This window comes from Candidatus Ruminimicrobium bovinum (assembly GCF_902760015.1).
GTDB classification, from domain to species: Bacteria; Elusimicrobiota; Endomicrobiia; order Endomicrobiales; family Endomicrobiaceae; genus Ruminimicrobium; species Ruminimicrobium bovinum.
Genome location: NZ_CACWEU010000225.1, coordinates 1 through 13,268, shown reverse-complemented (window position 1 = coordinate 13,268; position 13,268 = coordinate 1). Strand labels below are relative to the sequence as shown.

Here is a 13,268-nt window from a genome sequence, read left to right as displayed (position 1 = left end):
TAACAGCTTTTTTAAAACCTAATTTTTCCGCTTCAGACAAACGTTCTTTAATTTGAGATATTGCCCTTACTTCACCCGACAAACCGACTTCACCGAAGATTATTATATCATTCGGGCAGATAAAACCTCTGTTTGCCGATGCAATTGCACAAGCAATTGCCAAATCCGCAGAAGTTTCCTTTATTTTTATTCCTCCGACTATATTTATAAAAATATCCTGACTGTCCAAAGGAATACCCAATCTTTTTTCAAGAACGGCTATTATTATTATAACTCTGTTCAAATCATATCCCGAAACCATTCTTCGAGGAAAACCGAAATTGGTTCTTGTTACAAGTGCCTGTATTTCCAATAATAACGGGCGGGTACCTTCCATACTTGCAGAAATTATATTTCCCGCAACGGAATTTGTTCTGTCGCCTATAAAAAGCAATGAAGGATTTTTAACTTCACTGAGGCCGTCACTTTTCATTTCAAAAATACCAATCTCGCTTGTAGGTCCGAACCTGTTTTTATGTGCTCTTAAAATTCTGTAAATTTGTTGTTTTTCATTTTCAAAATATAAAACAGTATCTACAATATGTTCCAAAATTCTCGGACCTGCCAAATCTCCTTCTTTTGTTACATGCCCGAGTAAAAAAACGGTAATATGTTTTGATTTTGCTATTCTTAAAAGTTCGGCAGCACATTCCCTAATTTGTCCGACCGAACCGGCAGCACCCGATAATTCGGGATGATATGTGGTTTGTATGGAATCTATTATTAAAAATTTCGGTTCGGTTTTATTTATGGCATCAACAATAATTTCAAGATTTGTTTCGGATGCCAAAAAAATATTATCTTTACTTACTTTTAATCTTTCGGCTCTTGATTTTACCTGGGACAAAGATTCTTCTCCCGATATATATAAAACAGTTCCGTAAGAAGATAAAGAACTCGATATCTGAAGCATTAAAGTAGATTTTCCTATCCCCGGTGCTCCGCCCAATAAAATTAAAGAACCCGGAACAATTCCCCCGCCAATCATATTATCAAATTCACCAATATTTGTTTTTATTCTTTTAAAGCTCTGCACGGATACATCGTTTAAAGCAAATGTTCCCGAAGAAAAATTTGTAAGCTGCCTTGATTGGTTTGAAGATTGACTGCCTGTAATTTTTACTTCTTCAACAAAAGTATTCCACTTATTACACGAAGGACACTTACCGAGCCACTTTGCCGATTCATAACCGCATTGCTGACAGACAAAATTAGTTTTATTTTTTTTTGGTTTCATTTTATTTACTTCCCGCTGCGGCAATACCGGCAACACCAAACATTGAGGCCAAATCCTGGTCGGTAACTTTAAGTTTTATATAAGGCATAAAATTTGTATTTGTTAAAGTATCTTCAACCTGAACACCTAAATATAACCAATGAGTAATACCGTATCTTGCTCCTATAATAAGGTTAGGAACATTATCATTTTTATTTTCGGCAGTTTCCGTTCTAAAGAGTGCATCTATATTAAAATATAATCTTCTGTATTTGGAATAAATTTTATCAAACGGAGAAATACCTACACCTATACCGCCTTTGCTTCTCATAACTCCGCCGTAAGCTTCAAGATATTCCGACCTGAAACCTATCAATGCATCCAATTTATTCAAATGCTCTCTTTCAAATTCATTTTTTTCACCGCTGGCATTACCTATATTTGAAACACCGACATAATAAAATTTGTGATCATTAGGTCTGAACCGTATACCGAAATCGTTACGGAACTTTTCGTTACGGCTGTCATATCTGCCCATATATTCCCAATCAATTTCAAGTTTATTAACCCTTGTCATCAATGCTTTTACGTCACTAACGGTAGTTTTAATATCCGAAACTGTTTCTTTTAATTCCTTTGCCATTTCTTCATCATTTACAAGTGTTGCAACGGTTCCTTTACCTTCATTAATGTTTGTCGCAAATTTATCCAATTTTTCGGTAATTTTTTCTATTTGTTGAACTATTTTATTTATCGCTTCTTTATTTGAATTTGTAATATCGGCAAGGTCGGAAGAAAAACTGTTAAAGTTATCTATTACTTTTGTAATATTCTGTTCTTTATCCGCAACGGCTTTTGTTACCTGTTTCAGGTTAGATACAGTATCTCTTAAATTATTAAAGAATGTTTCATCTATACCCTTTGAAACAGTATCTAAAATTTTTGATAATTTTTCGGTTATGTTTGCAACCGTTTCTTCCAATGAATAAGAACCCTCGGAAGCAATTACACCTCCGTCTTTAAGCAAAGGTCTGCCTGGAGTTCCGGTTGCCAAACTTAAATGTTTTGTTCCTATAATGCCTGAAGTTACAATTTTAATTTTTGCATCTTCATACAGTTTGATATCCGAATTGATATATAAAACAAGTTTTGCTTTTCCGTTTTCCAAACGTATACTTTTAATACTGCCTACATCAACACCTGCTATTTTTACTTTGGCTTTCTTGGGAAGCCCTACCACATCATCAAAATAAGCACAAACCGTATATTTTGAACCGAAACTGTAATTACTTAACAAAGTAATTGAAACAATTATCGAAAATATTCCTATTAAAACAAACAATCCTAATTTTATTTGTTTGCTCACAATTTTTACCTCTCAAAAGAAGTGTCTACAGGTATAGGTCCAAAACCGGAACCTTCAACAAACTGTCTGACATATTTATTTTTTGTATTTTTTACCTCATCAACCGTTCCGTTAAAAATAACTTTTCCCAAATACAACATAATAATTCTGTCGGCAATTTTATATGCCGACTGCATATCATGAGTAACCACTATTGATGTAATATTTAATTCTTTTTTTAAATACAATATTAAAGAACCGATAACATCCGACATTATCGGGTCAAGTCCCGTAGTAGGTTCATCATAAAAAACATATTTGGGTCTGTAAGCTATTGCCCTTGCAAGCCCGACTCTTTTTTTCATACCGCCTGAAAGTGCGGCAGGTTTTAATTTTTCAATATCTCTAAGCCCGACCATATTTAAACACGAAGTAACTCTTTCTTTTATTTCCTGTTCGGATAAATTACTTAAATTTCTTAAACCGAATGCAACATTTTCTTATATCGTCATTGAATCAAAAAGAGCTGCTTCCTGAAACAAATAACCTATGTTTTTTTGAACATTAAAAAGTTCCTGTTTTGATGCTTTTGTTACATCCGTTCCGTCTATTATTATGTTACCTTTATCGGGTTTAATTAAGCCCACTATATTTTTAAGCAACATACTTTTACCTGTTCCGGAACCGCCTATAACAACAAGCGTTTCACCGTCATTAACGGTTAAATCCACACCGCACAATACATGTTTTTTACCGAAAGACTTATATAAATTTTTTACTTTTATCATATACTCTGTTTATTCTATAATATTTTTAGAAATTTTCACATATTTTTTGACAACAAAGCTTGCTCAAAATATTCTGGTTCCAAATAATCAACACCCTTTCTGTATAAACTTCCGAACAAATATTCAGCCACCTGTTTTGTTGTAATAACATCAGCCATAGCTCTGTGATGTTCTTTTACGTCTATACCTAAAATTTCGGCAATTGCACCTAATTTATTTGATTCAAAAGAAAAATATTGTCTTGCTATTTTTAAAGTATCAAGATAATACATTTCGGGTGATATTATTCCCGAACATTTTATTTCGCTTGAAATAAAATGTAAATCAAATTTTGCATTATGACCGACAAGAACAAAGCCGTTTATAAATTCGGCAACTTCATTTGCAACTTCATAAAAAGACGGGCAATTTGCAACCATTTCATCGGTAATTCCGTGTATATCGTAACATTCTTTCGGAATCGGCATTAAAGGATTTATCAGTTTGTTAAAAACCGTTTCCTTACCGTCTTCAATTTTTAACATTGCAAGTTCACAAATTTTAGAACCTTTACTTACGCTTAAACCGGTAGTTTCAACATCCAAAAACACTAAATTATTTATTAAATTTGTTTTAAATGATGCGGGTATCATTTTAACTTATTCCTTTAACATTTCCAAAATTGATTTCAATTCATTTTTTATATACGTTAATTCCTGTTCGTCTATATTTTTTGTTTCAAAAGAAACATCTTTTACTTTTTTTCTTTTATCGCCTTTTAAATATTTTTTTGCACCTTCAACCGTAAATTTTTTTTCATGCAACAAATCTTTTATGGTTAAAATCAATTCAATATCGGTATCCAAATATTTTCTCAAGCCCGAATGTCTGATCGGCTTGAGTAATTTTTCTTTTTCCCAATACCTTAAAGTATGTTCCGGAACATGTGTTCTTTCGGAAACTTCACCGATTGTTAAATATTTCTTATCAGAATCTAACATTTTTAATCAAAAAAATCTTTCGATTGCCTAAATTTTATTTTTTTCTTGGGCGGCAAAATTATTGTTTTACCTGTCTTCGGATTTCTGCCTTTTTTAGTTTTTGTAGTAATTAAATTAAAACTGCCAAATCCGGTAATTACAACTTTTTGACCGTCTTTTAATGCAATTTGCATCTGTTTAAACAATTCGTTTACAACGGCAATCGCTTCTTTTTTAGACGGAAGCATTTTTGATATTTTATCCGTCAAATCATTTTTTGTCATTATATTTTCCTCAAATTAATTTTCGGCTTTAGGTATCCTTGTCATTAAATCATAAACGGCTTGTTGAGGTTTTTTATCATTAAATAAAACGGCATAAATTTCATCTATTATAGGTGTTTCTATTTTCAACTTTTTACCTAAATGATATGCACTTACCGCAGTTTTAACACCCTCGGCAACCATTTTTAATTCTTTTTCTGCCTGTGCTAAAGTTTTGCCGTTTGCCAACAACTCACCCAAATTTCTGTTTCTTGAATGTTTTGAAAAACATGTAACAATAAGATCGCCGACTCCCGATAAACCGTAAAAAGTATGTTCTTTTCCGCCTAAAGCTATACCGAATTTAACAAGTTCGGTAATTCCTCTTGAAACTATTGCGGCTTTAGTATTGTCACCCATTTTTAATCCGTCTATTATTCCGCAAGCAAGAGCAAAAACATTCTTCAAAGAAGCACCCAATTCAACACTTACAATATCATCGGAAGTATATACTCTAAAATAATTATTTATAAAAATATCTCTGCACTTTACGGCATTTTCTTTATTTTTTGAAGCGGAAAGTATTGCAGTCGGAATTTTTTTTGAAACTTCTTCGGCATGTGTAGGTCCGGACAATGCAACAATTTTATCTTTTGTTTCAGGAAAAAACTCTTCTATTAATTGGGAACATCTTAAAAATGTTTCGTTCTCTATACCTTTTGTTGCACTTATTATAAGTTTGTCGGATATATCAATATTCAAATTTTTAATTGATGTTAAAGTTGACCTTAGAAAATGAGAAGGAACAACAAAAACAACAACTTCGGTTTCATTTATAATGTTAAGATTACTTGAAATTTTTATATTTTTCGGAACGTCCCCTCCTATAAAAGGAAGTTTCCTTTCCATATCCAATTTTTTTGCCGTTTCATTATTAAATTCCCACAAATAAACATCATGTCCGTTATCCGATAACAAACAAGCAAGCGTAGCCCCCCAAGAACCTGCACCTAAAACCGATACTTTCATTTTAACTCATCCTTTTTGCCGAAAGTTATTTTGTTTTCAGTTCCGGCAATAATTCTTTTTATATTTGAAATATGACGAATTAATACAATTAATACCATTATTGATGAAAAAATTATCAATTCATTTTCCGCTTTAAACAGAAACAAATTAATCGGTAACATAACCGCTGCAACAATTGAGCCGAGTGATACATATTTTGATATGGCTACAACAATAACAAAAGCAATAAAACAAATTGTTGTTGCCAAAGGAGCTAATGCAAAAAAAATTCCACAACCTACGGCAACACCTTTGCCGCCTTTAAAATTTAAAAATATCGTAAATATATGTCCGAGTAATGTTATAAAAGCAACCGCCAAAATAAAATATACGGAATTATTTACATAAAAAGCAAAACTTACGGTAACAAAACCTTTTAAACAATCAAGCAAAAAAGTTAAAACTCCCAAAGGTTTACTGACACTTCTAAAAACATTTGTTGCACCCGGATTTTTTGAACCGCATTGTCTTATATCAATATTTTTAAACTTCTTTGTTATTATATAAGAAAACGGTATTGCTCCGCAAAAATAAGATAAAATCAAATATAAAATTATTTTTAACATTTCCTGCCTTATAACCTAATATTATTTTTTAATTTTTTTCTTTGAAATTTCTCTGAATTTTAAAACAACAGGCGTTCCTTTAAAAGAAAATTTTTCTCTTAAAAAATTTTCCAAATATCTTTTATATGAAAAATGAACAAGTTCCATGTCGTTAACCAAAAACCTGAATGTAGGCGGTTTTGAAACAAGTTGTTCTGCCTGTTTTATACTTAAAACTTTACCTTTTCTCGAATATTTATTTTTAGAAACCGCACTTCTTACGGCATCATTAATTTCTTCCTGTGTCAACAACTTAGAGTATTCTTTATAAACGGAAGGAGCCAATTTGAATATTCTGTCTATTCTTTGACCTGTTTTTGCCGATATAAAAATAATATCAGCCCAAGTTAAAAACTTAAATTTTTGAATTAACTGTTCCTGAAATATTCTAACCTGTTCTTCTTTTTCCTCTATCAAATCCCATTTATTTACGGCAATTATACATGGCTTTCTTTTTTCTATAATCATTCCCGCAATTTTTGCTTCCGTCTCACCTATTCCTTGAGAAGCATCAACAACAAGCACTGCTATATCGGCTTCATCTAAAGCATAATTTGTGCTTAAAGTTGATAAATATTCCATATCATCTTTTGTTTTATTACCTCTGTGAAGCCCTGCGGTATCGACAAGCAAATAATCGGTATCATTATAAGTTGCATGTACCGATAAAGAATCTCTTGTTGTTCCCGGAACATTATGCACTATACATCTGTTTTCCTTAACTATTGCATTAACAAGCGAAGACTTACCGACATTTGGTTTACCTACAAAAATTATTTTTAATATTTCATTTTCTTCATTATTTTCATTGTTATTATCACCGATTTTATTGCAAATTTCTTCCAATAATTCAACCATATTTCTTCCATGGCTTGCAGAAACTGCAATTATATTATCAAAACCCAATTTATAAAACTCATATATTTTTGCTTCTTCTGCTGCGGTATCTATTTTATTTACAACCAATATAATATCTTTTTTACTGCTTCTTAATTTTTTTGCAATTGTCGGTTCAAAAGGATGTATCCCGAATTTACCGTCTACAAGAAAAATTATTATATCGCTTTGAATTATTGCACTGTTTAATTGCTCCGACATTGACTCGGAAAATTCATTATCATCATTGCTCCAACCGGCAGTATCGGTAATAATAAATTTTTTATCCTTCCAATTTATTATATAATCGTTTCTGTCACGGGTTGTTCCGGGCATATCGTGAATTATTGCCTTTTTTCTTCCTACAAATCTGTTAAACAAAGTTGATTTGCCGACATTAGGTCTGCCGACTATAGCTATTTTTTTATGCATTGCTTTTACACTCTACTTAATATATATTTTTATATTTTATAATATTTAATAAAAAATATAAAGCATTTTTAGAGATAAAAGATAATTATAAATGTTTAATGATTTTATAGAAATTTAGGATAGTATAAAATTATTTTACAAAGGCAATTGTACCGCTGATAAGTTTACTTTTACCTTTTACTTTTATTTGATATATATATGTTCCGCTTTCTACCCATTGACCGCTATTGTTTTTACCGTACCAAACAAAACCTTTATCTGTTCCGGAAGTAATTTCGGCAATTTTTTTACCTGTTACATCGTATATTTTTACGCTGTCACCGTCCGTTAAATGTTTAAACCAAAAACCAGTTTCACCGCCCGCTCTTGCTTTAACAATTACCCTCCTTTCGGGCCTGTAATCGCTATCATTAAAAGTTTCATTTATAAATATTGCAAAATATCCTATATTATTTATATTTGCCGTTACTAATTTACCGTCGTTATCTAAAGTAAAAGGAAGTTCTTTATTTAAATCGGCTAAATCAAAACCGGTTCTTAAAACAACTTTATCCGCTGATGATAATTCGGGATATGATAATTTTAAAACAGAAACTTCTTCCAACGGAAAATTATATTGTCCGTCAACGGATATCACATATAATTTTACCGGTTTATTTGAAGAAGGAACAATATTTTTATCAAGTTCTTTTATCATAACATCTTTTAAGCCGGCATATGCACCTGAAGAAAAATTGATACTTGTATTTTCTATACTTTGATTTCCGTTTTCAAAAATCAACGATTTTCCAGCAGAAATTGTCCCGCTGGAAAAATCGGTTACCGTTGATGTTTGGTAAGACGACGAATCTGACGGCCAATATGAAATTATTTTATTGCCTTCGGAATCTTTGAAATCGACTTCTATTTGATAACTTACGGAACTGCCGTCCAAATCGGATAAAGATATATAAAAATCTTCATTATTTTCTATTTGTTTTGTTTCGGAATGCAAAATATTACTTGTATCGCCGTTCAAATAATAATTTATTTTTGCATCTGCAGAAACATAACTGCCGAAATCGACGGATATTTTTGCATTAAAATTTTTATCCATGCTTGATACATTTGATATTGGGGAGTGTGTTATTCCATAAGAAAAAAACACAGCAAAAGCAGATACAACTTTTAAAACATCTGCAGATATATAAACCGACGAAAATATAAATATTGAAGTTAATAGTAATATTATTTTTTTATTCATTACTATTGTGTTATAACTTCTCCGTGTTTGGTTAATTTGAATTTAATTTCTTTTACGGCTTGTTTACCCAAGGCATCTATTTTAAATACAGCTACATATTTCCCCTTTTTCAATTCCCCTTTCTGTATAAACAAATCATTAAATGTTCTTTTACTTTCGCAATAAGTAGGAACTGTTTCCGGGACAGGAATAGTTTTTACCAAACTTTTCTTTTTCTTTGTATATATTTCAATTTGTCCCGTATGTCTTATATGAACATTGCCGTTATTTTCCAAAATTAGTTTATATGCTATTCCCTTTTCGGAAGGGACAAAATCCAACGAATCTATGTTAAAATCTATGTTTTCTGTTCCTTTTACGGTTATATAAATAGGAACCACAACGGAAATACTTATCATACTGCCTTGGTCAACGGAAAATTCAACTTTTGCGGAAACAGAACCTTTCATATTGGATAAAATATTTGCTTCATAAGGAATTTCAACCTGACCGTCTTTTGCTATATCATATTTTTCTTTTTCAAATTTAAGCCAATTTTCAACGGAAATATCGGGATTGCCGGAAAAATTATTTCCTTTATCAAAGTTTACTTTTATTGTTATAGGATAATCGTAAGTATTTCTGACGATAAATTTACCTTTATAAACAGAACCTTGTTCACCTAAAACATTAGTTACCGACGGAGTAACCGAAAGCCCCGCATAAGCAAAATTAAAACAAAAAAACAAACCCAAAATTAATAAAAACTTTTTCATTGTTACTCCGTTGGAAAATTTATATACAAAAAACCGATTTCACAGGATGTTTTAAAACATCCTGTGAAAAAACATAAAAATTTTATTTTATTCAACTTCAGATACAAATGTTATAGTAGTTGTTCCATAACTTTCGCCACCTAAAACATTCGTAAACTTTGCACCAAAAAACATTACAACCGGTTCTTTAACAAAATCCGGAGCGCCAAAACCAACAAAATTTCCAGCTGCTGTAGCAACAAGCATATAATCATCTTTTGCTACAAAATCAGAATCACTCATATCTTTAAACCAATAAACACCATAATCACCTGTTCCGGAAGGAGGAAACTTAGTTGGTAATGTGGTAATATCTGTTTTTGCTTCCGACAATTTTTTATAATATGCAGCAAGAGGTGCAAAATTATTATCACCACCATTTGAACCGGATTTTACAAGACCACTATATAAAGTTTTTGCTCCGTCATGTCTTGGGTTTGTTGCAGCATAAGGAGAAGAGTTATTTTTATTATCCTGATAAACCCAAACTTTACCCGATGCAGCAGTAATTGTTGACTGAATTAAAGCATAAACATCTGCACATTTGAACTGTTCAGTTGCACTTCCTAATGTAATACCTGCGGAACTAAAAACTATGGTACCTGTTGATGTTCCTGTATAAGTGGAATTCCAATTATACAAATCTGCACTAAAACTTATAGTTCCACCATCAAATGTCATAATAGCTGTTTTCGTTGTTTCGGTTGTTGCTGCTGCAAAAACTGCACTGCTCATCATTACTACAACTGCTGCTACCGCTAAAAAACTTACTACTTTTTTCATCTTGCTACCTCCCTTTTATTTTTTATTTAATGCTGCTTTTATAAAACTTATAAACAACGGGTGCGGTCTTGTAGGCCTTGACTGAAATTCCGGGTTAAACTGCACGGCAACAAACCAAGGATGTTCTTTTATTTCAACAATTTCAACAAACTTATGGTCGTCATTTGAATAACCGGAAACTTTAAGCCCCTTTTCTTCCAAAATTTTAACATACTCTTTATTTACTTCGTAACTGTGTCTGTGTCTTTCGCTTATACTGTCTTTCTTGTAAATTTCAAAAGCTTTTGTTCCTTTTTCTATAACACAATTCCAAGAACCGAGACGCATCAAAGTTCCGTTTTTACTTGTTACCGGTGTATGTATAATTACAGGTTCTTTTGTGGCTTTATCTATGTTTAAAGAGTTTGCATCTTTAATTCCGCAAACATTTCTTGCATATTCGATAATTACACTTTGCATACCTAACGAAATTCCGAAGAAAGGAATCTTATTTTCTCTTGCATATTTTATAACATTAAGTTTTCCTTCAAGTGTTCCGCCGCTGTCACCGTCGGGTGAAATAATGGCATTAACATCTTTCAAATCCTGTTGTAAATGTTTTGAGTCGGTATCGACATATTTTATTTTAACTTCGGTTAAATTTATTGCACCGCCGTGTTTTAACGCTTCAAAAACACTTTTGTAAGAATCCTTAAGTTCTATAAATTTACCTGTTATGGCAACGGTTACCTTATGTTCGGGGTAACGACAATTATGTATCATTTGGTTCCATTGTTTTAAATCTATCGGTTGCGCGTTAAGTTTTAAATATTTTACAATCAAATCATCAATTTTATTTTCATGCAATTGAACGGGAACCTCATAAATAGAAGTTTGAACATCCATTTCCTCAATAACCGCATCTTTTTCAACATTACAGAATAAAGAGATTTTATCTTTTATTTCGTCGGTTAAATGTTGGTCCATTCTGCAAAGAATGATTGACGGTTCAATACCGATTTCTCTTAATTTTTGAACACTGTGCTGTGTAGGTTTTGTTTTTAATTCCTCCGAAGCTTTTATATAAGGAATTAATGTTACATGGACATATAAAACATTTTCTCTGCCGATGTCGTTTCTGAATTGCCTTATTGCTTCCAAAAAAGGAAGTCCCTCTATATCGCCTACGGTTCCGCCTATTTCAACGATAACCACATCACTGTCACCTGCAACGGCAACCAACCTTTCTTTTATTTCGTTTGTTATGTGAGGAACAACCTGCACGGTTTTTCCCGCAAACTTACCGTCTATTTCATCTTTTAAAACTTTTTGATAAATTCTGCCAGATGTTACCGTGTTGAATTTTGTAGTTTCCTGATCAATAAACCTTTCATAATGTCCCAAATCCAAATCGGCTTCCATACCGTCGGTAGTAACAAATACTTCACCGTGTTGTGTAGGTGACAAAAGCCCCGGATTAATATTCAAATAAGGGTCGCACTTTAATATGTTTACTTTTAAGCCCCTTGCTTTTAACAAACAAGCAATAGATGCAGCTGTTATTCCTTTACCCACCGATGAAATAACACCGCCGGTAACAAAAATATACTTGCTTTTCATTTTAAAAAACTCCTTAAGAAAACATGCTAATTATTCAGTGCTTTCTTTACCTTTGCAACATCGTCGATAACATTAACGTCTTGCAAATCTTTTTTTGATATTATAATTTTTATTTTTTTACCTTGTTCCAATGCTCTTAACTGTTCCAAACTTTCGGCAATTTCAAGCTTTGTTTGTTTACTTTTTGCAAATTCAAGGACAAATTTTCTTGTGTATGCATAAACACCTATATGTTTATAATAATCGACTTTATTTCTACTTTTTAAATCACGCACAAAGGGTATTGCATACCTTGAAAAATAAAGAGCATAATAATTTTTATCAAAAATAACTTTTACCGTATTAGGGTTATTAATATCGTCGGTAGATTTCATTTTATAAGCAACGGTTAAATATTTCAATTTTTTATTTTTTGAAAATTCTTCGGCAATTTTTTCTATAAGTTTTTTATCTATTAAAGGTTCATCACCCTGAACATTTATTAATACGGTATATTCTTTCAAATATTTTTGCGCAACATAAGCAACTCTGTCGGTTCCGCTTTTTAAATTTTTAGGCGTCATAAAAACATTATACCCTGCAGATTTAACTGCATCATATATTCTTTTATCATCAGTGGCAACGGCTGCAAAATGCACTCCTTTACATTTTGCAGCTTTACTTATTACATGCAAAATTAAAGGTTTTCCGTTTATTTTATATAACGGCTTTCCCGGAAATCTGCTTGAAGCATATCTTGCAGGAATTACGACTGCTGTTTTCATAATAAAATACTTCCTATTTTTAGCTGAGGAGCTTCTAAGCTTAACAGCTGGGAAATTTAACGACTATAACAACATAACCTCTTATAAGCTGAAAGTTTTTGGTAATAATTCAGATAATTTTATAATTTTAATATTCCCTTTTTTATCGTTATAAATAATATCTGCATTTTTTGAAAACTCAGAAATTACCTGCCTGCATGCACCGCATGGTGTAACAGAACCTTTTTTGGAACAAATTGCAACAGCTTTTATTTTTTTTGCTCCGTTTGCAATTGCAGTCCATACGGCAACTCTTTCGGCACATACGGATAAACCGTAGGATGCATTTTCTACATTCGTTCCGCAAAAAACTTTATCGCTTTCACACAAAACGGCAGCCCCTACTTTAAATTCAGAATAGGGACTATAAGAAAATTCCAAAGCTTGTTTTGCAAACTCCAATAATTGTTTATATTTCTGTTTATTTTCAACCATAATTATTTTGAAAAATATTT

At 32.0% G+C, this 13,268-nt stretch carries 14 protein-coding genes and 1 pseudogene; all 15 read right to left on the bottom strand.

Annotated features, from left to right (window positions below; all coding sequences use genetic code 11):
• Window positions 1–1,276 (bottom strand): DNA repair protein RadA (gene radA / locus ACMUOV_RS07590; RefSeq protein WP_413854531.1); only part of this gene is annotated, 1,276 nt, incomplete at its 3' end.
• 1 nt (window position 1,277) lies between these two features.
• Window positions 1,278–2,621, bottom strand: coding sequence for an MlaD family protein (locus ACMUOV_RS07585; protein ID WP_413854530.1), 1,344 nt, complete (start codon window positions 2,619–2,621; stop codon window positions 1,278–1,280).
• Between the two features lie 5 nt (window positions 2,622–2,626).
• Window positions 2,627–3,388: pseudogene (locus tag ACMUOV_RS07580) on the bottom strand (ABC transporter ATP-binding protein).
• 35 nt (window positions 3,389–3,423) lie between these two features.
• Window positions 3,424–4,020, bottom strand: a complete 597-nt coding sequence (locus ACMUOV_RS07575) for a PolC-type DNA polymerase III (protein WP_413854529.1) — start codon at window positions 4,018–4,020, stop codon at window positions 3,424–3,426.
• A gap of 6 nt (window positions 4,021–4,026) precedes the next feature.
• Complete coding sequence (locus ACMUOV_RS07570; RefSeq protein WP_413854528.1) at window positions 4,027–4,368, bottom strand: MerR family transcriptional regulator; 342 nt, start codon at window positions 4,366–4,368, stop codon at window positions 4,027–4,029.
• 2 nt (window positions 4,369–4,370) lie between these two features.
• Complete coding sequence (locus ACMUOV_RS07565) at window positions 4,371–4,631, bottom strand: HU family DNA-binding protein (protein ID WP_413854527.1); 261 nt, start codon at window positions 4,629–4,631, stop codon at window positions 4,371–4,373.
• A 15-nt stretch (window positions 4,632–4,646) separates the two neighbouring features.
• Entirely contained in the window at window positions 4,647–5,639 is a 993-nt protein-coding gene (locus ACMUOV_RS07560) for an NAD(P)H-dependent glycerol-3-phosphate dehydrogenase (RefSeq protein WP_413854526.1), read from the bottom strand.
• The gene (plsY, locus tag ACMUOV_RS07555) at window positions 5,636–6,244 is read right to left on the bottom strand and encodes a glycerol-3-phosphate 1-O-acyltransferase PlsY (protein ID WP_413854525.1); all 609 of its coding nucleotides are present in this window, start codon (window positions 6,242–6,244) and stop codon (window positions 5,636–5,638) included. Before plsY ends, ACMUOV_RS07560 begins: the two co-directional genes overlap by 4 nt.
• Window positions 6,245–6,265: 21 nt before the next feature.
• Window positions 6,266–7,591: a ribosome biogenesis GTPase Der gene (gene der / locus ACMUOV_RS07550; RefSeq protein ID WP_413854524.1), complete on the bottom strand. Its 1,326-nt coding sequence runs from the start codon at window positions 7,589–7,591 to the stop codon at window positions 6,266–6,268.
• A gap of 130 nt (window positions 7,592–7,721) precedes the next feature.
• Entirely contained in the window at window positions 7,722–8,834 is a 1,113-nt protein-coding gene (locus tag ACMUOV_RS07545; RefSeq protein WP_413854523.1) for a hypothetical protein, read from the bottom strand.
• A 2-nt stretch (window positions 8,835–8,836) separates the two neighbouring features.
• Window positions 8,837–9,589 (bottom strand): hypothetical protein, encoded by a 753-nt coding sequence (locus ACMUOV_RS07540; RefSeq protein ID WP_413854522.1) that lies wholly within the window; start codon window positions 9,587–9,589, stop codon window positions 8,837–8,839.
• An 87-nt stretch (window positions 9,590–9,676) separates the two neighbouring features.
• A complete protein-coding gene (locus ACMUOV_RS07535; RefSeq protein ID WP_413854521.1) occupies window positions 9,677–10,411 on the bottom strand; it encodes a hypothetical protein in 735 nt (244 codons plus the stop codon).
• A 15-nt stretch (window positions 10,412–10,426) separates the two neighbouring features.
• Window positions 10,427–12,010: a CTP synthase gene (locus tag ACMUOV_RS07530; protein WP_413854519.1), complete on the bottom strand. Its 1,584-nt coding sequence runs from the start codon at window positions 12,008–12,010 to the stop codon at window positions 10,427–10,429.
• Window positions 12,011–12,036: 26 nt separating this feature from the next.
• Window positions 12,037–12,774, bottom strand: coding sequence for a 3-deoxy-manno-octulosonate cytidylyltransferase (kdsB, locus tag ACMUOV_RS07525; protein WP_413854517.1), 738 nt, complete (start codon window positions 12,772–12,774; stop codon window positions 12,037–12,039).
• Window positions 12,775–12,855: 81 nt separating this feature from the next.
• Window positions 12,856–13,268 (bottom strand): cytidine deaminase (cdd, locus tag ACMUOV_RS07520; protein ID WP_413854515.1); only part of this gene is annotated, 413 nt, incomplete at its 5' end.